Annotated in this window: 21 protein-coding genes and 3 pseudogenes; 13 read left to right on the forward strand and 11 right to left on the reverse strand. The window is 69.9% G+C overall.

Annotated features, from left to right (window positions below):
- The first annotated feature begins 36 nt into the window (after nucleotides 1-36).
- The 7 genes from P3T39_RS04030 (at nucleotide 37) to P3T39_RS04060 (ending at nucleotide 6,345) form a co-directional block, all read left to right on the forward strand.
- Nucleotides 37-300: a DUF1876 domain-containing protein gene (locus P3T39_RS04030; protein ID WP_280695898.1), complete on the forward strand. Its 264-nt coding sequence runs from the start codon at nucleotides 37-39 to the stop codon at nucleotides 298-300.
- Nucleotides 301-560: 260 nt separating this feature from the next.
- A complete protein-coding gene (locus P3T39_RS04035) occupies nucleotides 561-1,946 on the forward strand; it encodes a histidine kinase (RefSeq protein ID WP_280695899.1) in 1,386 nt (461 codons plus the stop codon).
- Nucleotides 1,943-2,590 (forward strand): response regulator transcription factor, encoded by a 648-nt coding sequence (locus tag P3T39_RS04040; RefSeq protein ID WP_280695900.1) that lies wholly within the window; start codon nucleotides 1,943-1,945, stop codon nucleotides 2,588-2,590. Before P3T39_RS04035 ends, P3T39_RS04040 begins: the two co-directional genes overlap by 4 nt.
- A gap of 129 nt (nucleotides 2,591-2,719) precedes the next feature.
- A complete protein-coding gene (locus tag P3T39_RS04045; RefSeq protein WP_280695901.1) occupies nucleotides 2,720-3,367 on the forward strand; it encodes a Pr6Pr family membrane protein in 648 nt (215 codons plus the stop codon).
- A gap of 122 nt (nucleotides 3,368-3,489) precedes the next feature.
- Nucleotides 3,490-4,131: a TetR/AcrR family transcriptional regulator gene (locus P3T39_RS04050; RefSeq protein WP_280695902.1), complete on the forward strand. Its 642-nt coding sequence runs from the start codon at nucleotides 3,490-3,492 to the stop codon at nucleotides 4,129-4,131.
- Between the two features lie 25 nt (nucleotides 4,132-4,156).
- Nucleotides 4,157-4,876, forward strand: coding sequence for a VC0807 family protein (locus tag P3T39_RS04055; protein ID WP_280695903.1), 720 nt, complete (start codon nucleotides 4,157-4,159; stop codon nucleotides 4,874-4,876).
- Between the two features lie 11 nt (nucleotides 4,877-4,887).
- Complete coding sequence (locus tag P3T39_RS04060; protein ID WP_348534304.1) at nucleotides 4,888-6,345, forward strand: FAD-dependent monooxygenase; 1,458 nt, start codon at nucleotides 4,888-4,890, stop codon at nucleotides 6,343-6,345.
- A gap of 46 nt (nucleotides 6,346-6,391) precedes the next feature.
- Here the strand turns inward: P3T39_RS04060 and P3T39_RS04065 are convergent, their stop codons facing one another.
- The 3 genes from P3T39_RS04065 to P3T39_RS04075 are packed head-to-tail and all read right to left on the reverse strand — an operon-like array spanning nucleotide 6,392 to nucleotide 8,699.
- Nucleotides 6,392-6,760 (reverse strand): toxin Doc, encoded by a 369-nt coding sequence (locus P3T39_RS04065; RefSeq protein ID WP_280695904.1) that lies wholly within the window; start codon nucleotides 6,758-6,760, stop codon nucleotides 6,392-6,394.
- Nucleotides 6,760-7,035, reverse strand: a complete 276-nt coding sequence (locus tag P3T39_RS04070; RefSeq protein ID WP_280695905.1) for a hypothetical protein — start codon at nucleotides 7,033-7,035, stop codon at nucleotides 6,760-6,762. Before P3T39_RS04070 ends, P3T39_RS04065 begins: the two co-directional genes overlap by 1 nt.
- A 56-nt stretch (nucleotides 7,036-7,091) precedes the next feature.
- Entirely contained in the window at nucleotides 7,092-8,699 is a 1,608-nt protein-coding gene (locus P3T39_RS04075; RefSeq protein ID WP_280695906.1) for an ATP-binding cassette domain-containing protein, read from the reverse strand.
- 292 nt (nucleotides 8,700-8,991) lie between these two features.
- Between P3T39_RS04075 and P3T39_RS04080 the strand changes: the two genes are divergently transcribed.
- On the forward strand, nucleotides 8,992-10,629 hold the full coding sequence (locus P3T39_RS04080) for an ABC-F family ATP-binding cassette domain-containing protein (RefSeq protein WP_280695907.1): 1,638 nt from the start codon (nucleotides 8,992-8,994) through the stop codon (nucleotides 10,627-10,629).
- Between the two features lie 114 nt (nucleotides 10,630-10,743).
- Nucleotides 10,744-11,242, forward strand: a pseudogene (locus P3T39_RS04085) (nitroreductase family protein); the annotation flags it as partial.
- Nucleotides 11,243-11,582: 340 nt separating this feature from the next.
- On the opposite strand, the gene P3T39_RS04090 reads toward P3T39_RS04085, so the two are convergent.
- Nucleotides 11,583-12,047 (reverse strand): hypothetical protein, encoded by a 465-nt coding sequence (locus P3T39_RS04090; RefSeq protein ID WP_280695908.1) that lies wholly within the window; start codon nucleotides 12,045-12,047, stop codon nucleotides 11,583-11,585.
- Between the two features lie 288 nt (nucleotides 12,048-12,335).
- Nucleotides 12,336-12,473 carry a hypothetical protein gene (locus P3T39_RS04095; RefSeq protein ID WP_280695910.1) on the reverse strand — a complete coding sequence of 46 codons (138 nt, stop codon included), beginning with the start codon at nucleotides 12,471-12,473 and terminating at the stop codon, nucleotides 12,336-12,338.
- Between the two features lie 449 nt (nucleotides 12,474-12,922).
- Between P3T39_RS04095 and P3T39_RS04100 the strand changes: the two genes are divergently transcribed.
- On the forward strand, nucleotides 12,923-14,806 hold the full coding sequence (locus P3T39_RS04100) for a potassium transporter Kup (protein WP_280695911.1): 1,884 nt from the start codon (nucleotides 12,923-12,925) through the stop codon (nucleotides 14,804-14,806).
- Between the two features lie 420 nt (nucleotides 14,807-15,226).
- On the opposite strand, the pseudogene P3T39_RS04105 reads toward P3T39_RS04100, so the two are convergent.
- Nucleotides 15,227-15,469, reverse strand: a pseudogene (locus P3T39_RS04105) (flavodoxin family protein); the annotation flags it as partial.
- Nucleotides 15,470-15,508: 39 nt separating this feature from the next.
- On the opposite strand from P3T39_RS04105, the pseudogene P3T39_RS04110 reads away from it, so the two are divergent.
- Nucleotides 15,509-15,640 (forward strand): annotated as a pseudogene (locus P3T39_RS04110) (nitroreductase family protein); the annotation flags it as partial.
- Between the two features lie 154 nt (nucleotides 15,641-15,794).
- Nucleotides 15,795-16,385, forward strand: coding sequence for a GNAT family N-acetyltransferase (locus tag P3T39_RS04115; RefSeq protein ID WP_280695912.1), 591 nt, complete (start codon nucleotides 15,795-15,797; stop codon nucleotides 16,383-16,385).
- Between the two features lie 206 nt (nucleotides 16,386-16,591).
- On the opposite strand, the gene P3T39_RS04120 is transcribed toward P3T39_RS04115, so the two are convergent.
- The gene (locus P3T39_RS04120) at nucleotides 16,592-17,548 is read right to left on the reverse strand and encodes an aldo/keto reductase (protein ID WP_280695913.1); all 957 of its coding nucleotides are present in this window, start codon (nucleotides 17,546-17,548) and stop codon (nucleotides 16,592-16,594) included.
- 146 nt (nucleotides 17,549-17,694) lie between these two features.
- On the opposite strand from P3T39_RS04120, the gene P3T39_RS04125 reads away from it, so the two are divergent.
- Entirely contained in the window at nucleotides 17,695-18,852 is a 1,158-nt protein-coding gene (locus P3T39_RS04125; protein WP_280695914.1) for a serine hydrolase domain-containing protein, read from the forward strand.
- 81 nt (nucleotides 18,853-18,933) lie between these two features.
- On the opposite strand, the gene P3T39_RS04130 is transcribed toward P3T39_RS04125, so the two are convergent.
- The 4 genes from P3T39_RS04130 to P3T39_RS04145 are packed head-to-tail and all read right to left on the reverse strand — an operon-like array spanning nucleotide 18,934 to nucleotide 23,954.
- Complete coding sequence (locus P3T39_RS04130; protein WP_280695915.1) at nucleotides 18,934-19,734, reverse strand: AAC(3) family N-acetyltransferase; 801 nt, start codon at nucleotides 19,732-19,734, stop codon at nucleotides 18,934-18,936.
- A 35-nt stretch (nucleotides 19,735-19,769) separates the two neighbouring features.
- Nucleotides 19,770-21,125: a cation:proton antiporter gene (locus P3T39_RS04135; RefSeq protein ID WP_280695917.1), complete on the reverse strand. Its 1,356-nt coding sequence runs from the start codon at nucleotides 21,123-21,125 to the stop codon at nucleotides 19,770-19,772.
- 52 nt (nucleotides 21,126-21,177) lie between these two features.
- Entirely contained in the window at nucleotides 21,178-22,710 is a 1,533-nt protein-coding gene (locus tag P3T39_RS04140) for an ABC transporter substrate-binding protein (RefSeq protein WP_280695918.1), read from the reverse strand.
- The gene (locus tag P3T39_RS04145) at nucleotides 22,707-23,954 is read right to left on the reverse strand and encodes a hypothetical protein (protein ID WP_280695919.1); all 1,248 of its coding nucleotides are present in this window, start codon (nucleotides 23,952-23,954) and stop codon (nucleotides 22,707-22,709) included. The genes P3T39_RS04140 and P3T39_RS04145 overlap by 4 nt, the downstream gene beginning before the upstream one ends.
- Nucleotides 23,955-23,972: the final 18 nt, after the last annotated feature.

Below are 23,972 nucleotides of genomic sequence, written 5' to 3' on the forward strand. Positions count from 1 at the left end.
AGGAAGCACATTCACCTAGCCAAGGAGTGAGCCCCCATGCACAACCACTGGATCGTCGACCTCAACTTCGAAGAGGACGAGAACCGCACCACCTGCACAGCCTCCCTGAGCGGCTTCAGCGCGCCCGGTGTCAGGGGCCTCGGGGTCGCCCGGCGCAACCCGGACGACACCCCGGACTCCACCGTCGGGGAGGAGCTGGCCGCCGCCCGCGCCTGCTCCAACCTGGCGCACGAACTGATCGACAAGGCCGCCTCCGGAATCGAGGTCCGCACCCACGAACGCGCCCACCTGATCTTCTGAACCCAACACCGATCCGCTGCGTCCAGATCCAGCAGGAGGCCGGAAGGAGAGCGGTCTCCCCCGCCGGGGGGAGCCGGATCGTCGGTCCGGCCGATGCGCACGGCCGGGCCCGGCCGGGACAGTCGGCACATGCACCTCCTCCCGCCGGCCACTCCGCCCGCACTGCCCGCACCACCCGCACCACCCGCACCACCTGCACTACCTGCACTACCTGCTCCGCCGGCCCCACCCGCCCCGACCGCTGACGTAGAGTCGGCGCGATGAGTGCACTGATCGGACGCCGGGCCGCGCTGCGCTGGGTCCATCTGGTGCTCGGCGGTGCGCTGCTGATGCCGTACTGGTTGCTCTCGTCGGTGCTGCTGAATGCCGTCGCCGGGAACGGGGCCCCGGGCCGGCAGCTTGCGCTGCAACTGCTGGCCCTCCCGGTCTCCCTGCCCATGGCGGCGGTCACCGCCCTGGTGCCGGTGGTGCGCGTCCTTGAGGGTACGGCGGCGCGTGCCCTCTGCGCGGGCGCGGCGGACACCGGAAGGACGGGCGCGGTAAGGGAGTTGGCAGTCACGCTGGCCAAGTCCTGGGCCGCGCGGCGGCGGACCTCGGCCTGGTTCGTGCTCCATCTGCTCCTCGGCGGCATCGTCGCCGGGATGTCGCTCGCCACGCCTCCGGCCGCCGTGCTGCTGGCGCTCTCCTCGATCAAGGCGCTCGGCCACCCCGGCCTGGAGTCGATCCACCGCGCCTTCGGCGGACAGCTGCCGTCCGGGCTGCTGCTCGGCCCCGCACTGCTGCTCCTGCTGCTGGCGGTGAACGCCGGCTCCGGCGCCCTGCTGGCCCGCTGCGCACCCGTACTGCTCGGCCCGACACCCGCCGAACGGCTGGCCGCCGTCGAGCGGCGCGCCGCCGAGCTCGCCCAACGCAATCGCCTGGCAAGGGAGTTGCACGATTCGGTCGGCCATGCGCTGAGCGCCGTCACCATCCAGGCGGCTGCGGCGGCGAAGGTACTGCACTCGGAGCCGGAGTTCGCGGCCCAGGCGCTGCGGGCGATCGAGGAGACCACGCGGGCGGCCGTCGCCGAACTCGACACCGTCCTCGGTCTGCTGCGCGAAGAACCCACCGCCGGAACCACCGGCGCCGGAGCCGGCACCGGCCCGACGCTGGACGAACTCGGCACCCTCATACGGCAGATGGGACTCGCCGGAGTACGCGTCGAGTCCCACGCCGGGTCCGGACTCGGCGACCTGCCCTCCGAGCTCTCCCAGGAGGCGTACCGGATCGTCCAGGAGGGCCTCACCAATGTGCTCCGGCACGCCGGACCGGTCAGCGCCCGGCTGCGGCTCGAACTGAGCGACGGACGGCTGGAGATCGACCTCGCCAACCCTCTCGGCGCCAACCGGCCCAGCCGCCCCGGCGGCGGCCGCGGACTGCGCGGGGTCGCCGAACGCGTCGAGGCCCGGCGCGGCGGGTTCCTGGCCGGCCCGCAGGCCGACGGCACCTGGCGGCTCTCCGTCCGGCTCCCGCTCCCGGCCTTGCCGGCCGAATCCGCACCGACGGACGAATCCGCACCGAAGGACGCATCCACGCCCGGGGAATCCAAGCCCGGGGAACAGAGAGTCGTACAGGGACTCGAGGAACACCAAGGGGGACGAGCATGATCAAGGTGCTGATCGCCGACGACGAACGGCTGGTGCGCACGGGCCTGCGAGTGGTGCTGAACGCCGAGCCGGACCTGACCGTGGTCGGCGAGGCCGCGGACGGCACCGAGGTCGCACCGCTCGCCGCCGAACTGCGGCCGGACGTGGTACTGATGGACGTACGGATGCCCGGCATGGACGGCATCCGGGCCACCGAGCACCTTCTCGGCTCGGTCCAGCCACCGCCGAAGGTCCTGGTGGTCACCACCTTCGAGAACGACGACTACGTCTACGAGGCACTGCGGGCCGGGGCCAGCGGCTTCCTGCTGAAGCGCTCCCGCGCCGAGGAGATGGTGCAGGCCGTCCGGCTGGTGGCGAACGGAGACTCGCTGCTCTTCCCCGCCGCCGTGCGCGAGCTGGCCCTGCACCACGCCGAGCGCTGCACCAAGGCGCCACTCCCCCTGCCCCGGCTCACCGACCGCGAGGGCGAGATCCTGCGGCTGATGGCGGCCGGGCTGACCAACGGCGAGATCGCCGAACGGCTGGTAGTGAGCCCGGAGACCGTCAAGACGCATGTCGGCAGCGTGCTTGCCAAGCTCCGCGTACGGGATCGCACACAGGCGGTGATCGTCGCGTACGAGTCGGGATTCGTCCGGCCCCGCTAAGCGCGGCCCGGCCGATCCCGCATGCACGGCCGGCCGTGAATCCGGGGGTCCCGGCGGCTTTCGTCGCGCGGTGACCCCTGGGTAGAGTTCGGCGTTCCGATGAACCTTGCGAGTAGAACCGGTGAACGCATGTCGCTCTGGACCCGCCCCGCGCTCTGGTGGCGCCTGGCCATCGTGATCTCGGCCGGGCTCGGACTGATTCTCGGCACCGGTTCACTGGTCTACTTCACCATCCAGAGCAACGTCATCGTGTTCGGTTACTTCGCGGGCGCCGTGTACTGGATGGCCAAACGCGGCACCACCGACGCCCCCGCACCCCGGCTGCGCGGCGCCGCCGTGCTGTACATCACCATCACCGGCCTGGTCGCGCACATCATCCTCAACCACGGCGCGAACCCGCTGCCGGGCCTGTTCTCCGGGCCCGACCGCCTCCAGCACTGGTCCAGCTTCTTCCTGCACTACGTGACGCCCGTGATGGTCGTGCTCGACTGGCTGTGCCTCAGGCCCCGCAATGTCTCGCACTGGCGCGACCTGCCGATCTGGCTCTCCTTCCCGCTGTGCTGGGCCGGGCTGACCGAGCTACGCGCCGCGCTCTTCCCGCACTTCGACAACAAGTACCCGTACTTCTTCCTCGACCCCACCCAGAACGGCTACGCCTGGGTCGCCGGCCAGATCGCCCAGCTGACGGTCGAGTTCATCCTCCTCGGCGCCGCCGTGGTCGGCCTGGACCGTCTCGGCACCGCACTGCGCCGCAAGCTCCGCCCGGCCACCACCTGACCCGCACCGCACGCCGACCGCAGGGCCGTTCACCTCGAAGGTGAACGGCCCTGCGGCATTTCCGCGTCGACCGGACCCCCCACCTCTTGCTCAGCCGGGCAAGAAGCCCTACAGTTTTGCTCATGCAAGCAAAGAGCAGCGCAGGTGAGCAAAAAGGCGCCAGGGCCGGCCGGACGTTCACCGAGTCGGCACGGCGGGCGCAGATCGTGCAGGCCGCCATCGAGGTCATCGCAGACGTCGGCTACGCCAGTACCTCGTTCGCGAAGATCGCCAAACAGGCGGGGCTCAGCAGCACCGGGATGATCTCGTACCACTTCAAGGGCAAGGACGACCTGATGCACGAGGTCGTCGCCGAAGTGATGCGGGTGGCCGGGGAGTACATGGTGCCCAGGATCGGGGCGGCCGAAGGCTACCGGGGCAGGCTGCGGGCGTACATCGAGTCGAACATCGAGCTGCTGGTGGTGTATCCCAAGCACCTCCCCGCGCTGACCGAGGTCCTCACCAACCTCAAGGGCGACGACCCGCAGCGGATCGGGTTCACCGAGTCGGTGAAGTCGGTCATGGACGTGCAGGAGCAGCGCATGCGCGAGGCCCAGGCCGCCGGGGAGTTCAGGGACTTCGACGCCCGGGTGATGGTCACAGCGCTGCGGGGAGCCATCGACGGGGTGGTCGTGCGCTCGGTCACCGACCCCGACCTCGATGTGGCCGCCTGCGGACGCGAGTTGGCGGACATCTTCGACCGGGCCACCCGCCGGACACCGTGAGTAGCACGCCGTGAGGGAGCACGCCGTGAAGGACGTCGTCTTGGACACCGAGGGGGACATCATGAAGGAACCGGCAGAACCGGCAACCGCACCGGCATCAGCACCAGCACCAGCACCAGCACCGAATACGGCCGCCGCACGCCGGCAGCTGATCCGATCGCTCGTCTTCGAACTGGCGATCCCGCTCGGCGGCTACTACCTGCTGCACGGCCTCGGCATGAGCCAGTGGGCGGCCCTGCTCGTAAGCAGCCTGCTGGTGGTGCCGTGGATCGTCTACGGGACGGTCAAGCTCCGCCGGGTCGAGGTGATGGCGGTGTTCACGCTGACCCTGCTGGTCATCGGCGTCCTGATGTCGATGGTCACCGGAGACCCGAGGACGCTGCTCGTCAGGGACAGCTGGCTGTTCGGCGTGCTCGGTCTGTGGGTGCTGGGCACCCTGGCGACCCGGCGTCCGTTCATGCTCACCGCCGGACGGTCGGTCGTGGCGACGAAGATCGGCGAGGCGGGCGCGCAGGAGTGGGCGGAGCGCTGGACCCACGATCCCGAGTTCCGTCGGCACATCCGGGTGGTCACCGCCGTCTGGGGAGCCGGCTTCACGCTGGACGCCGGCATCCGGGTCGTACTCGCCTGCACACTCCCGGTCGACTCGGTTCCGCTGGTGAGCTCGCTGCAGTGGCTGGTGGTGCTGGGAGGGCTGTTCCTCTTCCACTTCCGGTACATCACCCGCCACGGCCTGAAGGTCTGAGGAGCATCGACATGGGTATGGAGGCGGACATGGATGTCCTCGTCGTCGGAGCGGGCCCCACCGGACTGCTGCTGGCCAACGAGCTTCAACTGGCGGGCGCCAGCGCCCTGGTGCTGGAGCGACTGCCCCAACGTACGGGCCAGTCCAAGGCGTTGAACCTCCAGCCGCGGACGGCCGAGATCCTCCAGCTGCGGGGCTGGCTGGAGCGGGTCATGAGCCGGGCGGTGACCACCGTCCCCGGCGGACACTTCGCCGGACTCCCCCTGGACTACGGGGTGTTCGACACCCCGTTCCCCTACCAGGTGGGCATCCCGCAGGCCAGGGTCGAGGAGTCCCTGGAGGACCGCCTCGCCGAGGAAGGCGTACCGGTCCTGCGCGGGCACGAACTGGTGGACTTCGAGCAGGACTCGGACGGTGTGACAGCCACCGTGGCCGGTCCCGCCGGGCAACGGCGGTTGCGTGCCCGCTACCTGGTCGGCGCGGACGGCGGCCGCAGCACGGTCCGGCACCTGCTCAAGGCCGCCTTCCCCGGGCGGGACGGCCGGGTGTCGATGGTGGTCGCGGACATCGTCCTCGACGGCGCGTCCGAGCTGTCCGACGAGTGGCGGCTGCCGTCCCTCGAACCCGGTGACAACGGCCTGTTCTTCCTGCTGTCGCTCGGTGACGGGGTGTACCGGGTGCTCTTCGGCGGACCGCGGCAGCAGGAGCTCGACCGGTCCGCCCCGGTCACCGAGGACGAGGTCAGGGCCGCTCTGCGCCCGCACCACGGCGGCCGGCTCCGACTGCGCGAGGTGCGCTGGGCGTCCCGTTTCACCGACGCCTCGCGGCAGGCGGAGCGCTACCGTGACGGCCGGGTGCTGCTGGCCGGGGACGCCGCCCATATCCACCTCCCGGCCGGTGGCCAGGGGTTGAACCTCGGTATGCAGGACGCCTTCAACCTCGGCTGGAAGCTCGCCGCCCAGATCCAGGGCCGGGCCTCCGAAGGGCTGTTGGACACCTACCATGCCGAGCGCCACCCGGTGGGGGCGATGGTGCTGGAGAACACCAGGGCCCAGGGTGTACTCCTTGTCACCGACCCGGACGTCCTCGCTCTGCGGGCCACCATGGCCGAGCTGCTCACGCTCCCGGAAGCCAATCGGCGGATCGCGGGCATGATCTCCGGCCTGGGCATCCGCTACGAGATGCCCGGATCGCCCACACACCCCCTGCTGGGCGCCCGCCTGCCGGGCATCGAACTGCCCACCGGCCGCGGCCTGCTGCTGGAATCCGCCGCCCACCCGTCGCTCACCGCCGCCCTCGCCCCCTGGGCGGACCGCGTCGACCGCGCGCCGACCCCTTTCCCGGACGCCCAGGCCGTGCTGGTCCGCCCGGACGGCTACGTCTGCTGGGTCGGCCGGAGCGACGACGCGCACCTGTCGACCGCGCTCCACCGCTGGTTCGGCGCACCTTCCGGCACCGAGACGCAGTAGAGCGCTCCACCGGAGGGCCCACCGGCAGGGCGGGTTCCACTGTCCGTCAGATCCGCCAGGACCGGATGCGCCCGGCGGCCGCGAAGACGTCCGAGGTACCGTCGGCGACGTCGCGGGCCAGTTCGACCAGGGCGCCGTACGGCGGGTCGATGCCCTCCTCGGCGGCGGCCATGTAGGCGGCGGTGGCCATACAGGCATAGAGGTTGTTGCGGACCGGGAGCGGGCGCAGCAGCACGATCGTGTGCATCAGTGCGGCGGCGCACCAGGCCGGGTCGGCATCGTGGCCCAGTTGCGCGGTGTTGACCCGGTGGCGGGCGACGGCAGCCTGGAGGGCGGAGTAGTCGCGGACGGTGAGGTCCTCCGGCGAGGCCAGTTCCTGGACGTCGAGCAGCCAGCGGAGGTCGACCTGGAGCATCACCGGGCGTCGGCGCGCTTGGCCTCGGTGCGCTTGACATCGGTGCACCTGGCGTCGGCGCTCCCGGCCTCCGGGGCGTCCTCGGGGAAGGCCGCGTCGAACTCCTCGACGTGGGCTCTCCAGAAGGCCACGGCGTGTCTCACGAAGGTGCGCCGCTTCTGCTCCCGGACGCTCAGGTCGTGCACATACGCCTTGACGCTCTTGCCGTCCGCAGCGGCGGCCTCGCGGATCGCCGCGAGTTCGAGCTCCGTGTACTCAATGTTGAGCGCTGGCATGCGGCGATGGTACCGGAGGGGTGCCGTACGTCGGCACCCCTCCTGACCGTTCTCCGTCAGAGGGCGTCGATGGCCCTCAACTCCCCGTCCAGCTCCAGCCATCGGGTGATTCCCAGCCCGCGCAGGAACGGGACGTCGTGGCTTGCGACGATCAGTGCGCCCTGGTACCCGGAGAGTGCCTGGGTGAGCTGGCGGACGCTGGCGAGGTCGAGGTTGTTGGTCGGCTCGTCCAGCAGCAGCAGCTGCGGCGGCGGATCGGCGAGCAGCAGCGCGGCCAGCGCCGCCCGGAAGCGCTCACCGCCGGAGAGGGTGCCGGCGAGCTGTTCGGCCCGCGCGCCCCGGAACTGGAACCGGGCCAGCCGGGCCCGGACCGCGTTGTCGCCGACGCCGGGGGCGTACGCCTTGACGTTGTCGGCAACGGACAGGCCGTCGTCCAGCAGGTCCAGGCGCTGCGGCAGGTGCCGCAGCGGTACGGGGAGTGTGATCTCGCCGGAGAGCGGGGCGAGTTCGCCCGCAATAGTGCGCAGCAGGGTGGTCTTGCCCGCGCCGTTGGGGCCGACCAGGGCGACCCGCTCGGCTCCGCGCAGCTCCAGGTCGGCCCAGGTGCCGTACGGGAGTCGGACCCGGTCGAGGTGCAGCACCGTCCGGCCCGGTGGGACTGCGGTGCGCGGCAGGTCGATACGGATCTCGGCGTCGTCGCGGACGGCCTCCTCGGCTGCGGACAGCCGCTCCCTGGCGTCGGCGAGCCGCTCGGCGTGCAGGCCGCGCACTCGCCCCGCCGTCTCCTGGCCCTGGCGTTTGAGCTTGCCGGAGAAGATCTTCGGGTCGTTGCGGGTCTCCGAGCGCTTCTTGCCGTAACTGGCACTCCGGTCCAGCTTGATCCTGGCCTCGACCAGGTCGCGCTTCTGCCGCTGGACGTCCGCCTCGGCGACCCTCACCAGCCGCTCGGCCGTCTCCTGCTGGGCGGCGAGCGTGCGTTCGTAGGCGGCGAAGTTGCCGCCGTACCAGGTGACGGTGCCGTCGCGCAGGTCGGCGATCTGGTCGACGTACCGGAGCAGTTCGCGGTCGTGGCTGACGATCACCATCACGCCTTGCCAGCCGGCGACCGCCTCGTAGAGGAGCGAGCGGGCTCGCCGGTCGAGGTTGTTGGTCGGCTCGTCCAGCAGCAGGACGTCCGGGCGGCGCAGCAGGAGGGCGGCCAGGTGCAGCAACACGGCTTCGCCGCCGGAGAGTTCGCTGGTGGTGCGGTCGAGGCCGAGGCGGTCGAGGCCCAGCTTGTCGAGGGTGGCGCGGGCGCGCTCCTCGACGTCCCAGTCCTCGCCGATCGCGGCGAAGTGCCGGCCGGCGGTGTCACCGGACTCGATCGCGTGCAGTGCCTCGCGGGCGGCCCGGATGCCCAGGACCTCGTCCACTCGCTGCCCGGCATCCAGGGTGAGCCCCTGGGGCAGGTAGCCGAGTTCGCCGCTGATGCGAACGGTGCCGGCGGCCGGGGTGAGCTCGCCCGCGATCAGGCGCAGCAGGGTGGATTTTCCGGCCCCGTTGAGGCCGATCAGACCGGTGCGGCCGGGGCCGACTGCGAGATGGAAGCCGTCGAGGACGGTGGTGCCGTCGGGCCATTCGAAGCCCAGATCGGTGCAGAGGATGGAGGTGCTCGGGTGTGCCATGGTCGGCCTCCGGTGTGCTTGCTGCGGGAAGGGGGAAGCAACACGGGAGACACCGCTGGGGTGCGGGGGAACCGGGAGTGCACGAGGGCCACTCGATACCGAGGTCGCACGCTCACGCCACGCACGTATCAGGGTGCGTGGGGGCGGTGTCTCACAACCTCAGTAGAGCAACGGCCTTCTCCTCGTCTGGCGGCAACGGGATCAACGGTAGGGCGGCCGCCGCCGTGCGCGCAAAGGGATTTTCGTGCGCACAATCGGGACTTTCCCGGCCACCGATAGAATCGGCGGCATCATGAGCGCCACTCTCGTAGTCAATGACCTCAGCGCCGGCCACGGCGACCGCACCCTCTTCTCCGGCCTGGACCTGGTCGTCGCCCCCGGTGACGTGGTCGGCCTGGTCGGGGCCAACGGCGCGGGCAAGTCCACTGTGCTTCGGCTGCTGGCCGGTCTCACCACTCCCGAGGGCGGCACCATCAGGCTGAGCCCCCCGAGCGCCAATGTGGGCCACCTGCCGCAGGAGCCGGAACGCCGCGCGGGCGAGTCCATCCGCGACTTCCTGGCCCGCCGCACGGGTGTGGCGGCGGCGCAGGCGGCACTGGACGAGGCCACCGAAGGGCTGGTCGAGGGCCGTCCTGGTGCGGACGACGCGTACGCGGTGAGCCTGGACCGCTGGCTGGACCTCGGCGGTGCCGACCTGGAGGAGCGCTCCGAGGAGGTCGCCGACTCGCTCGGCCTCAAGGTCGGCCTCGATCTGCCGATGACGGCGCTCTCCGGCGGCCAGGCCGCCCGCGCCGGGCTGGCCTCGCTGCTGCTCTCGCGCTACGACGTCTTCCTGCTGGACGAGCCCACCAACGACCTGGACCTGGACGGCCTGGAGCGGCTGGAGTCCTTCGTCAAGGGCCTGCGCGCCGGCACCCTCCTGGTCAGCCACGACCGCGAGTTCCTGGCCCGTACCGTCACCCGGGTACTGGAGCTCGACCTCGCCCAGCAGCAGGTCAACCTCTACGGCGGCGGCTACGAGGCGTACCTGGAGGAGCGGGCGGTCTCCCGGCGCCACGCCCGCGAGCAGTACGAGGAGTACGCCGACACCAGGGCGGGCCTGGAGGCGCGGGCGCGGATGCAGCGCGGCTGGATGGAGCACGGCGTGCGCAACGCCCGCCGCAAGTCGGGCGACAACGACAAGATGGGCCGCGCGATGCGGCAGGAGTCCACCGAGAAGCAGGCGTCCAAGGCTCGGCAGACCCAGCGCATGATCGAGCGTCTCGACGTGGTCGAGGAGCCGCGCAAGGAGTGGGAGCTGCGGATGGAGATCGCCGCCGCCCCGCGCTCGGGCTCGGTGGTCGCCACCCTGCGCGGGGCCGAGGTCAAGCGCGGGGACTTCGCCTTCGGCCCGGTGGACCTGCAGATCGACTGGGCGGACCGGGTCGCCATCACCGGCGCCAACGGCGCGGGCAAGTCCACCCTGCTGGCCGCGCTGCTCGGGCGGCTCGAACTGGACGGCGGCAGTGCCGCGCTGGGCTCGGGCGTGGTGGTCGGCGAGGTCGACCAGGCGCGAGGCCTCTTCCTGGGCACCGAGCCGCTGGCGGAGGCGTTCGCGACGGCCGTGCCCGAGCTCTCGCCGGAGGAGGTCCGCACCCTGCTGGCCAAGTTCGGGCTGAAGGCGGCGCATGTGATGCGCCCCGCCGGCACCCTGTCCCCCGGCGAGCGGACCAGGGCTGCCCTGGCGCTGCTCCAGGCGCGCGGGGTCAACCTGCTGGTGCTGGACGAGCCGACCAACCACCTGGACCTGCCCGCCATCGAGCAGTTGGAGTCCGCCCTCGGCTCGTACACCGGGACGCTGCTGCTGGTGACGCACGACCGGCGGATGCTGGAGGCGGTGACGGTCAACCGGCGGATCGAGGTCTCCGGTGGTCTGGTCCACGAGCGCTGAGAGCCGAGTGGTCCGGTCCACTGACGCCGGGATTCGAGTGGTCTGGTCCACAGGGGCCGAAACCGGCGGGCGGGCCCTTCCGTAGAGCCGCTGCCATGTGCTGTGCTGTGCACCATGGTTGACAGTGCATCGGCAGCGGCCGCCTGCCCCACCGTGCCGCTCCGCCCCATGACGGTGCCCGCCCATGAGGCTGTGGACCGCAGCCGGGCCTTCTACGACGTGATGTCGCAGCGCCGCACCGTCCACGACTACTCCACCCGCCCGATCCCCGAGGAGGTGATCGAGTGGGCGGTCCGCACCGCCTCGACCGCGCCCAGCGGGGCGCACGTCCAGCCCTGGCGGTTCGTGGTGATCACCGATCCGGAGCGCAAGCGGAGGCTGCGCGAGGCGGCCGAGGCCGAGGAGCGCGAGTTCTACGCCCACCGCGCCTCCGAGGAGTGGCTGGCCGCCCCTGGCACCGATCGGAACGGACTGGCACAAATCCTTCCTGGAGGACGCCCCGGCCGTGATCGTGGTCTTCGAGGTGCACAAGGGCCCGGATTCCCCGCGCCCGTACTACACCAAGGAGTCGGTCGGCATCGCCGTCGGGCTACTGCTGGCCGGCCTCCACCAGACCGGCGGAACACTCTGGCACCATACCTGACCTGCAAGTATCCGGCAGGCAACTCCGGCAGATCCACCTCGGGAATGGTGCAGCGACTGATGCATGCCCAGACGGCCCTGGTGTTGGTGCTGGAGCGGCCGTGGCGGCAGCGCCAGCGGCAAGCCGGGCGCTCGCGGACCCCGGATAATCATGACCAACGCGCAAAGGGCGACAGCCGACTCGCATACGCCGGGCCGAGGTGGCCCAACGGGTCGAAGGGCTTCATCAAGGCGATCAGGAGCTCCGGTCACAGATCCTGATCACCCGTCGATTCCCACACTCGCGGCGCTGCACGAGGAACGCGGACGGCTCAGTACTCGCCCTTGATCACGAAGTAAGAGCCGCGGATCTCTCCGGCCAGCTTTGACTTCTGGCGCGCGAACTTGAACCTCGACGCCAGTTCCTCGGGAACGTCCATGCCTTCTGAAAGCTTGAACCCCACCGCGCGCTTCGTGCCATCCTCGATGCCGTACATCACGTTGACCGACAGGCCGGACTCGTAGAACACGTATGCCATCCGGAATCCGCCCGCCTCAAAGGATGTCACCTCGAGCGGACGGGCGGAGATGACGATGTCGCGCTCCTCGGAGAGGATGCGGGTCACCGAGGCGAGCACCTCCGACGCATCGCTCGCAGGCTGGACGGTGAAGGCGTGGTCGTACTTGTTCTTGTAGTAGCGCGCCTCGTTGGCGCGCAATCCTGCGAGCGCCTCCGCGACCGGGGACGATTCCAGGCCGATGGTGGAAACGTTGTCGAAGTCGACGGTGTACGGCACAGATCCTCCTGATGATGGTGTCCGGCAGTAGACCACCGGTGCCGGATCTCCCGGCGACGTATTCACGCTACGTCCCGCGCCGCCGCCCGGCTTCTCCGTTCCTGATCGATCGGAACAAGAGCGGTCCACGGTCCTGTCCCGAGCACGAGCACAGGAACGAACGGCACGGTTCGGGGTGCTGCGGCCCGAGGGCATGCCGTGGCGGGCCGCTCCACGCATGCCGGCAGGTCGGGGCGAAGGGCGACAGAGGCATACGACGGGCGGGGTGGCCGAGGACCATGTCGAGCGCTACTGATCCCCCGGGGTCGCCACCGCTGCGGCCACCAGCTCCGGCGGGGGCGTCCCGTCCTCGAGCCGACCACTCGCATCGACATTCCCCATGGGCTCGCCCTTGTCGCTGGTGCGGATCAGCAGTGATTCCGCCAAGCACCCGAGAGTCATCGGTTGACTACCTTTCGTAGACCAGCCGAGCGCGCCCTCCCCGACACAAGGACCGCCACCCGCCAAGGAAGCGTCAAAAGAGAGTTAGAGAAGCGTTAACGGATAACGGGCCAGCCGACTCCCGCTGGGCTCTGTCCCCCGGCGTCCCGACGTCGCCCGGGAGGCACAACCGCTAAGGGACGACTGGCCCCCTAGCAGCTGACGTGCGTCCCAGCGGCGTCGACGGGTGTCTCCGCCACGTCCGACAGCCGTCTCAAGGCGACCGGCTCCTGCTGTGTTCTGGGGGCGCCGAGGCTCGGTCGCCGATCGTGCCGTGCGTATCATCGTCGCTCATTATGCGTATAGAACTCGCCAAGAGCGCGCCTGACAGTCCCACTGCCCCCGAACCCGGTGGCGCGCCCGACGGCAACAGGCCCCACCGCTTTCGCCCCGGCATGGCAGCCCTGACCCTCGGCGCGCTGGGCGTTGTCTTCGGTGACATCGGCACCAGTCCGCTGTATGCGATCCAGACCGTCTTCACCGCCGACAACGGCGCGGTCGGGACGACTCCGGACCAGGTGTACGGGGTCATCTCGCTGGTGTTCTGGGCGATCACCCTGATCGTCTCGGTCAAGTATGTGACGTTCATCCTGCGCGCCGACAACGGCGGCGAGGGCGGCATCATGGCGCTGACCGCCCTCGTCCAGAAGCTGTCCTTCAAGTCGGTGCGCACCAAGGTGATCCTGGTGGCGCTCGGGATCTTCGGCGCGTCGCTGTTCTACGGCGACGGGATGATCACGCCGGCGATCTCGGTGCTGTCGGCGGTCGAGGGGCTGAAGGTCTCGGCACCGGGTCTGAGCGACTTCGTGATCCCGGTGACGATCGCGGTGCTGCTGCTGCTCTTCGCGCTCCAGCGCTACGGCACCAATCTGGTCGGCAACCTGTTCGGCCCGATCATGACAGTCTGGTTCGTCATCATCGGCGCAGCCGGCGCGGTCGAGGTGGCAAGCCACCCCACGATCCTCAAGGCACTGTCACCGGTGTACGGCCTGCAGTTCATGGTGGGCCACGGGATGATCGCGTTCGTCGCGCTGGCCTCGGTGGTGCTTGCCGTGACCGGTGCCGAAGCGCTCTACGCGGACATGGGCCATTTCGGCCGAGCGCCGATCCACCGTGCCTGGTTCTTCCTGGTCTTCCCGACGCTGACGCTCAACTACCTCGGCCAGGGCTCGCTGATCCTGCGCTCGCCGTCGGCGATCGCGAACCCGTTCTTCCTCCTGATGCCCGGCTGGTCGCAGTTCCCGATGGTGATCCTGGCGACCGTCGCCACCGTCATCGCCTCGCAGGCGGTCATCTCCGGTGCGTTCAGCGTCACCCGCCAGGCGGTGCAGCTCGGCGTCCTACCCCACATGACGATCCGGCACACCTCGGAGCACGAGGTCGGCCAGGTCTACGCGCCGATGATCAACTGGGGTCTGTTCGGCGCGGTCGTGACCCTGGTGCTGGGTTGCGGCTCGTCCGCCGCGCTCGCCTCCGCGTACGGCGTGGCGGTCACCGCCACCTTCGTGCTCAACACCGTGCTCTTCCTGGCCGTGGCCCGCATCATGATGGGCAAGCCGATCTGGATGATCGTGCTCGGCGCCGCCATCTTCCTGACCAGCGAGATCGCGTTCTTCGCGGCGAACCTCACCAAGGTCGTGCACGGCGGCTGGCTGCCGCTGCTGGTCGCGTTCTCGGTCTTCACGCTCCTCATCACCTGGCAGCGGGGACGGCAGATCGTCACCCCGAACCGGACGGCCCTGGAGGGCCCGCTGCGTGCGTTCGTCGACGAGGTCGACGCGATGGACCCGCCCGTCCACCGGGTCGACGGCACCGCGGTGTTCCTCAACGCCAACGTCGAGACCACCCCGCTGGCACTGCGCGCCAACGTCGAGCACAACCACACCCTGCACAAGAACGTGGTCATCCTCTCCGCCGTGGTGGAACGGGTGCCGCACGTCCCCGAGGCGGAGCGCTGCGTCTTCGACGACCTCGGCCACAGCGACGACGGCATCACGCACCTCACCGCGCGCTTCGGCTTCATGGACGAGCCGAACATCCCGCAGGTCCTACGGCTTGCCTCGCAGCACCCGGACGCGGGCCAGATCCATGGGCTGCAGGTGGACGATGTGTCCTACTTCCTGTCCCGGATGACGATCATCAGGACCGACGCGCCGGGCATGCGACGCTGGCGCAAGAAGCTCTTCCTGACCATCGCCAACAACACGAGCAGCCCCGTCGCGTACTTCGGGCTCCCCAGCGACCGCTGCGTCATCATGGGCGCCCAGGTCTCGATCTGAGCCGGTGAGCACAGTGCAGGTCGGGAGCGACCCTGACCTGCATTGTGCGGTGCGCATGGTCTCAACGGCAGCGCAAAACCGATGTGGGCCCCGCAGGGACGATGCACCGTGCTCTACCTTGCCTCGTGCCGTTCAGCCGCTGGCACGGTGACATCGCGCATCTCGCTCGGTCAGTCGTCTCATCCGTGCTCTCCTGAGCGCGGTGATCCGGCGCGGAACCGTGCGCCCGCGCGCAGTCCAGGAACCCCGAGTGACACCGAACCGACGTGGCGCCGTCCTCACCGCCCGACGAAGACGCGGGCGCTCCGCCGGATCCGCGCGACCTCGACGATGCCGGGACGGCCCCCGGCACTTGGAAGCGGAGCCGACCGCAGCTTGAGATCCGAGCCACAACTCCAGTTTCTACGCAGACATTTCCTTCTAGCGGTGTTCGGGGTTCTCGAAGTCGAAGCGGCAGCCTGCATCCCATTCCGACCGCTGGTTGCCATGGGCGGGGATGCCACCGGCGTCCTTGAGCATCCGGGCCAGGTGGAGAAGGTTCCAGGTCATGAAGGTGGTGTTGCGGTTGGTGAAGTCGTTCTCAGGACCACCAGAGCCCGCGTCAAGGTAGGACGGGCCCGGGCCGGCCTCCCCCACCTAGCCGGCGTCGGCCTGCGGCGGGATCACGAAGGCCCGTAGGCGCGACGCTCGGTCCCCGTCCCCGTCAACGAGGTGTGCGACCGGCCGAGCGAGGAACGCGCCGCGTACGTCATCCCGGTCGGCTACCCGGCCGAGGCCGCCCGCGTGCCGGACCTCCACCGCAAGGGCCTGGACGACGTCCTCGTCCGGCTCTGAGGCCCGGCCCGAGACCCGGCCCGAGACCCGGCGCCACGGCGCAGCCGGCGCTGCGGCGCGGGCCGCCCGAACGCGCTCCCAAAAGCTCCTGCCAGCCTGACGTGTCCCGAGAAAACGGCTGTTCGGAGCGGTTCTCGGCGGCGATAATCCGGTCATGAGCCAACCCACCCACCAGGCCCTCGCCGTCACCGACGAGCGCCCACCCGAACTGCTCCCGCTGGCGGGCGGGATCTCGCTGCGCCGCCGCGCGCCGTCCGACGCCCCGGGGCTGAACGCGGCGGTGATCGCCAACCTCGACCACCTGAGGCCGTGGATGGCGTGGGCCGACTCGGAGCCCAGCCTCGACCACACCCGGGAGATGACCCAGGCCGGTGTGGAAGCGTGGGAGGCGGGCACCGACTTCATGTACCTGCTCGGCCCGGATGCCCGACCGGGCAGTGTGATCGGTGCGTTCGGCCTGCACGGGCGGATCGGTGCGGGTGCACTGGAGATCGGCTACTGGGTCGCCGCCGATCACTGCGGCCGGGGCCTGGCGACCGCCGCCGCCGAGGCCCTGTCCGACGCCGCGCTCGCCCTGCCGCGCATCACCCGGGTGGAGATCCACTGCGACGCGGGCAACCGGGCCAGCGCCGCCGTCCCGCGCAAGCTCGGCTACCGGCTCGACCGGGTGGTGGAGTTCGAGCCCACCGCCCCGGCCGAGACCGGACGCAGACTGATCTGGATCAAGGAACGCCCCGTCGGCTGACGCCCTGCCATCCCCCTGGGCGGCCCGCCGTTTTCATGTCGGGCCCGCCCCGGGCGGATTGGACCTCTACCAAGGCCTGGGGGCAGGAGTTCGAAAGGTCGTCAAACCGTGATGGCGCGGCCTTCGACGTGATACACGGACGCGGTGGGGTCTTCGAGGCGTAGCAGAGCGGACCAGATGCGGTGTCGATCCGTGGTTTGATGCGCCTAGTACCTGCCGCCGACCGGCGCGGGCAGGGCGTCCAGCTCCGCCAAGTCCTCGGCACTCAGTACGATCTCCGCCGAAGCCGCGTTGTCCGCCAGGTACTTGGGCGTCTTGGTGCCCGGGATCGGCACCACGTAGCGGCCCTGCGCCAGCAGCCAGGCGAGAGCCACCTGTGCCGGGCTGGCCCCGACCCGGGCGGCGATCTCCTTGACCTTCGCCACCAGCGCAAGGTTGGCCGCCAGCGCCTCCGCCTGGAACCGCGGCAGCGTCGACCGCCAGTCGTCGGCAGGCAGGTCGCCCGTGGAGGAGATCCGGCCGGTCAGGAAGCCCCGGCCGAGCGGCGAGAACGGCAGGAAGGCGATGCCCTGCTCCTCGGTGTACGGGAGCACCTCGGCGAGCGAATCCCGCGTCCAGAGCGAGAGCTCGTTCTGCACGGAGGCCACCGGGTGCACCGCCTGGGCGCGCTTGATCTGCTCGACCGTCACCTCGGACAGGCCGATCCGCCGGGCCTTGCCCGCCGCGACGACCTCGGCCAGCGCACCCCAGGTCTCCTCGATCGGCACGGCCGGATCCACCCGGTGCAGCTGGTACAGATCCACGTAGTCGGTACCGAGGCGGCGCAGGCTGTCGTCGATCGCCTGCCGCACGTGCTGCGGCCGGCCGTTGTTGGCCACCAGGGCCCCGTCCACCCCCGGCACCAGGCCCACCTTGGTGGCCAGCACCGCCCGCTCACGGTACGGCCCGGCCAGCGCGTGTCCGACCAACTCCTCGTTGTCGTAAGGACCGTAGATGTCCGAGGTGTCGATCAGCGTGACCCCGAGGTCCAGCGCCGAGCGCACCACATCGGCCGACACCTCGTCGTTGCGGCCGTTCGGGTCGTACGCCCAGGTCATCCCCATGCAGCCGAGCCCGATCGCGCCGACCTCCGGCCCCGTACTGCCCAATGTCCTCTTGCGCATGCCTCTTCCTCCTCCTTGTACGTACGAGACAGCATGCCGGACCGCGCCGACAGCCGGACAGTGGAATCCCTTCACCGCAGGGAATGTGACGGTCTGTCGGCCGGTTGGACCCCGGTGAGTATCAAATGATCACCATAGGAGTGAAGATGTCGAACGGGGTCAGCGTGCGGGGGACGGTCGCGGAGGGCTTCGAGGGGGTGCGGGAGGAGTTCTCCGCCGTACTCGCCGAGGAGCTTCACCAGCCGGGCGCCCAGCTCGCGGCATATCTGCACGGACGCCAGGTGGTCGATCTGTGGGCCGGGGACGGTCTGGCAGGCGATTCCCTGACCGGCGTCTTCTCCGTCACCAAGGGCGCGGCACACCTGGTCGTCGCCCTGCTCGTCCAGGACGGCGTTCTCGACCTGGACCGCGAGGTCTCCCACTACTGGCCTGAGTTCGCAGCCGAGGGCAAGGGGGCCCTCACCCTGCGGGAGCTCCTCGCGCACCGCTCCGGGGTGATCGGCGTGGAGGGCGGGTTCAGCCCGGAGGAACTGGCCGACGACCGCCTGCTCGCCGAACGGCTGGCGGGCCGGCGGCCGTACTGGGAGCCGGGGACGGCCTACGGCTACCACGGCCTGGTGATCGGCGCCCTCACCGGTGAGGTGGTCCGGCGCGCGACCGGGCGGTCGATCCAGGAGTGGTTCGAGCAGCGGATCAGGGCCCCGTACGGCCTGGACTTCTACCTCGGCCTGCCCGAGGCGCTCGAACCGCGCTATCTGGACGTCCAGCCGGCGCTGCCCACCCCGGAGCAGCTCGCCGAGTTCGAGGCGAGCAGGGCGACCCCGAACGCTCTGCGCACGGTCGCCTTCAACCTCAACGCCACCCCGCCGACCGACCTGGTGGAGTTCGCCAACTCCCGTGCGGTGCGGGCCCTCGGCCAGGCCTCGGCGGGCGGTGTGGCGAACGCGCGCGGTGTGGCGGCGATGTACGCGGCGGCCATCAGCGAGCTGGACGGCCGGGCCCCGCTGCTGCGGCCCGAGACCATCGCCGAGTTCGCCCACCTGCACACCAAGGGCCCCGACCTGGTCGTCACCGCGCAGGACCACTTCGGCCTCGGCTTCGAGATGCAGGGCGTGCGCTACCCCTTCCTCGGCCCGGACGCCTTCGGTCATGCCGGAGCCTCCGGCTCGCAGGCCTTCGCCGACCCGCGCAGCGGCGTCGCGTACGCCTACACCCGTCGCCGTTTCGCCTTCCCGCCGAGCGGCGGCTCGCCGGAGAACGACCGTCTGGCCGCCGCCGTCCTTCGGGCAGCCGACGGCCGGTGAGCCGACCGGCACATGCTGGGCGGCGCCCCTCGCCCGGCCACCGGCACCCACCGGGCCTGGAAATGATGCCCGGTCGGCCCGCTACCGGGACGCGGCCTCGGCCAGCAGCTCCTCCAGCCGCACCTTCGCGTAGTCGATGAACGGAACGCTCTCCATGAGCAGGCAGCGTGCCGATCCGATCGTACGGCTCCGGATCAGGCCGCTCTCGCCGAACTCCTCGCCGATGCGCGGGAAGTAGGTGTCGTTGTCATCCCCGACGTCGACCGCCTCCACCCAGAGCCGTTGCCGTTCGACCAGATAGGGAAAGCGTCGCAGCTTCTTCCGGTGGTTGGGGATCAGCGACTCGGCGTGGTGGAGGAAGGAGTTGCGGTTGTGGCCGACACCCAGCAGCAGGATGTGCCCGCCCAGCTCGTACATCTTCTCGAAGGGCGATCCCGTCCCGAGCGCGTACGCCAGGGGCTGATGGCCGGTGATCTCCCGTGCGCCGGCGCCCAGGGCCGCGACGGAGGCTTGCGGGTGACTGCTGCGCAACCGGTCGGGATCGGCCAGGACGGCGTTGGGGATCGCCCCCATCGCGGTCGGGAGCGCGTCGTGGAACACCGGCACACCCCGGCGGGCGGCCGTCACCTCCGGGTCGTCGAACTCGCGTGACCGCGGGCAGGGGTCGGCGACCTGGCCGGTGTAGGCCGGCACGACGATCGTCCCGGACTCGCCGACACAGCGCCGGAGTGCGCCCACCACGGTCTGCGCTCCGCCCTCCACCCTGCCGAAGGCCGACAGGGACGAATGCACCATCACGATCATGCCCTGGTGCACTCCGAGGGCCTCGAACTCCCGTTGGAGGAAGTCACGGTCTGTGGTCTTGCCGGATGCCGCCCGCATGCTCTCCTACGCCTTCCTCCTGGATTCCGATCACGCTATCGGCTGACGACCGCGTCCGGCTTGCCCGCACCGACCGGTCGCTCCGTCTTCATCACCTCGGGGACGGCGACCTGCTCGTCCGACGCCACGGTCCGGTCGTGGAGAGCGGGGGCTCCCGGATCGGCACGTTGCACGCCCTGGCGGGGAAGAACGAACCCGGCCATGCCGGTGGTGATGATGGCCATGCACACCATCATGGTGAACATCTGGGTGTCGAGTACGCCCAGGCTCATACCGGCGTTGAGAATGATGAGTTCCGTGAGTCCGCGCGTGTTCATCAGGAAGCCCAGGAGCGACGAGTCGCGCCAGGACATGCCCGACACACGTGCGGCCCCGACCGTCCCGGCCAGTTTCCCGAAGCAGGCGACGGCCACGATGGCCACCAGCTCCACCAGGCCGGTGCCGCCGAGTCTGGTGACGTCGACGGAGAGGCCGGTCGTGATGAAGAAGACCGGCATCAGCAGGTCGGTGACGTGCTTGACCGGTACGGCCACCCGGGCGTACAGGAGCTCTTTGGGACCGCGCGGCGTGATCAGCCCGAAGGCGAACGCACCGAAGATCGCGTCGAGACCGATCCGGTTCGTCGTGTAGCCCGCGGCGAAGACCCCTGCCGCGATGAGCGGCAGGAGGTACGGGGAGACGGTGCCGTTGCGCGTCATCCGGGCGGTCAGAACCCGCAGGAGGGGACGTACGACGAAGGCGAGCACCGCGGCGAACAGGAGGGAGTAGCCGAGTACCGAGACCAGTTGGCCGGTGCCTGCCGATGCCGCCACCACCGATACGAACGCGAGCATGCACCAGGCGAGGAGGTCACCGACGGCGGCGCTCGCCAGTGCCAGGACTCCCACCGTCGTCGTCTGGAGGTTGTGGTCGACGATGATGCGGGCGAGTACCGGGAATGCGGTGATCGCCATGGCGGTGCCCACGAAGAGCACGAACGCCGTCCGGGAGATGTGGTGCTGCCCGACGAGGTCGTGGTGGGTGAAGAGCCAGGTCGCCAGTACGGCGCCGACGCCGAAGGGAACCGTGATCGCCGAGAGCGAGACTCCCAGTACCTCCGTGCGCCTGGTGCGGATCTGTCCCAGGTCAGCCTCCCAGCCGATGAGGAACATGAAGAGCAGGATGCCCACCTGGGCGACGGCGGACAGGTCCGCGCGCGCCTCCTGCGGGAACAGCCGATCCGGGAGGTGCCAGGGAAGCAGCCCGAGGAGGCTGGGCCCCAGCGCGATACCCGCGAGGATCTCGGCGATCACCGCAGGCTGCCGCAGTCGGCGCAGCAGCGGTTTCAGGAGTGCTCCGACCACGAGGATGAGCGCGAGGTCGGCGAGGATGAGAGCGGATTTGTGGGCCATGGCTTTCCCCCGAAGAGGTGGTCGTGGTTCGGCTTCTTTGGGGATCGGTGTGTCAACTCTTGGTGATGTTCGGGTAGTCGGGCAGGCCATTCCACTTGAACTGCACCGACACCCCCCTGCCCCGGCCGCCGGCGTTGATGTAGTCCCACAGTGGGATCACCGGCAGGTCCCGCAGCAGGACGGCCTGGGCCGCCTTGGTCAGCCGGTGCGACGTTTCTACGTCCACGGCCTGCTTGGCTTCAGCCAGCCTCGCCTCGAACTGCGTGCTGTGGTAGCCGACTTCGTTGGCACCTGCGCCCTTGGCGAAGAGGGGCTCCAGGAATCCGATCAGCGAAGGGTAGTCGCCCCTCCAGCCGGTGCGGAATGCCGATGTGATCGTCCTGTTCGCGATGCCGTCGCGAACCTGCTTGAAAGTGGGGAAGGTCGTGGTGGTCACCTCGATCCCCAGAGTGCCGCCGACCTGCTCGGCCAAGGCGTCGATCCACAGGTCGTGGCCGCCGTCCTCGTTGTAGGTGATCTCGAACGGACCGCGCCACGGCGCGATCGCTTCGGCCTCGGCCCACAGGGACTTCGCCACGGCGGCGTCGAACCGGAGCACGTCGTTCCCCGGCAGGTCCGCGTCGAACCCCGGCAGGGTCCGCGCCGTGAAGTCCACCGCGGGCCGCTTGGTCGAATGGAACACCTGCTCGGTGATGTACGGCCGGTCGATGGCCCTGGAGATCGCCGCGCGGCGCAGCCTGCCCTCCGCACCGCCGAAGTTCGGCAGGTCGTACGGGATGGCGAGGGCCTTGTTGAGGGCGATCGGCTGGTCGATCGCCCGGTTGCCCAGGTCGCGGTGGTAGGAGGTCAGTTCACTGTCCGGGACGCTGTCGAGGACGTCGAGACGGCCGGCCAGCAAGTCCCGGTAGGCGTCTTCGAGGCTGCGGTAGAAGACGACCGAGATCCCGTCGTTCCGCGGCCTGTCGGGGCCCCTGTAGTCGGCGTTGGGCACCAGGTCGAGCTGCACGTCGTGCTGCCAGGCCGCTTCGCCGGCCAGCCGGTAGGGGCCGTTGCCGACCGGGTGCTCGCCGAACTTCCGGACGCCGGCCTCGAAGAAGACCCGCGGCAGCGGCTTGAACGGGGTGAAGCCCAGGCTGAGCATGAAGTCGATGTTCGCCTGCTTGAGCCTGACGGTGAAGGTGTGGTCGTCCTCGACCTTCAGGCCGGACATGGTCCGCGCCCGGGGGGTCTCGGCCGCCACGGCGTCGTAGCCCTCGATCGGTGAGAAGAAGCTCCGCTGCAACTGGCCGTTGGTGGACAGCGCCCCGAAGTTCCAGGCGTCGACATAGCTGCTCGCCGTGACCGGCGTTCCGTCCGTGAAGGTCCAATCCTTCCGGATGGTGATCGTGTAGTTCCTGTTGTCCTCCGTGCGGAGCGTATCGACCATGGCGGGGCGGAGCCCGCCGTCGACTCCGTAGTCGTACAGACCGGTGAACAGCAGGTCGACGATGCGGTTGCCGTAACCCTCGATGGTGTTCGTCGGCACCAGCCCGTTCTGGGGTTCGCCGCCGTTCACCCTGATCACGCGTGACCCGTTCGCGGTCATCGGGTCCTTCCCTGCTGTCGGATCGGGATCCAGCGAGGCGGAGCAGCCGGCTTCGCCTTCTGCGGGATCACCCCGGCCACCAGGCTGGCCAACCCCGCGAGGACGAACCCGTACTGGACCTTGTCCACGGGGACCAGGCCGGCCAGGGCGAGTCCGAGCGAGGCCAGGGCGATCTTGAGGCCCGCCATCGTCACGAACACGGACGCCCGAAGCTCCTCGGGGGATGCCTCCCGCCGCACGGCGAAGGCGGCGGTGTTCAGGACCGACTGACAGCCGCCCACCACCAGGAAGGCGAGACCCGTCAGCCACACGTCGGACACCGCAGGCACGATGATGAATATTCCGCTGACGACCGCACACCACTTGGCCGTCGCCATCACATCGAACGCCAGGGGGCGGAAGATGAAGTAGACGGCCGTGGCGAGGGAGCCCAGCCCCATGACGGCGATGAGGATCGGTCCGACGGAGGCGGACAGACCCGCACTGCGCGCGAAGGTCGTCGCCAGCACGATGAGACTTCCCAGTCCCACGGCGTTGCCGTAGGTGATGATGGTGATGTCCCGGAGGGGTTTGATCCTTCCCATCGCGAGCAGCACGTTCTTGATGGACGCCCGCTGCCTCGCGGCGCTTGCCGCGCGCTCCAGCGGCAGGAAGGCGACGGATACGGCCGCCACGGCGGCCAGAGCGCACAGGACGAAGACGGTCGCCAGTGGTGAGACCGCCGCGGCGATGGCTCCGACCAGCGAGTTCCCCGCGCTGTTGCTGATCGCGTAGGTCAGCGAGTCGGCGGACTGGGCCCGGCGCTGGACGGACTGCTTCTCGGAGACGAGTGAGCCGAGGTGACTGCTCAGACCACCGGTGAAGAGCGGTCCGAGGAACCCCGACACCACGAGGGCGACGGCCGCGGGCAGCAGGCTTCCCTGCCGGATGAGGACACCCGCGGCGAAGAAGAGGACGGCATAGAGCGCGAAGGCGCCGCAGAGCGCGGCCTTGGGGGAGGGAACCAGGGACATCACCCGCGCCGACAGGGGGCCCAGCATATGGGGAATCGTGCTGCAGGCCGCCAGGACCGCCGCGTACTCGGCGGTGTCCGGGTGAGCGGAGTTCGCGGTGCTCAGGACCAGCAGGACGATCGCGGCCGCCGAACCCGCGTCGGCCGTTCGGATCGCGATGGCGGCGCTGTAGTAGGGCACCGCTGCTCGTCGTCGTCGCTCGACGGTCTGCCTCTGAAGAGTCTGCGTCATACCGCATGCCTTCCTTGT

The sequence above is a fragment of the Kitasatospora sp. GP82 genome (assembly GCF_029892105.1).
GTDB lineage: Bacteria > Actinomycetota > Actinomycetes > Streptomycetales > Streptomycetaceae > Kitasatospora.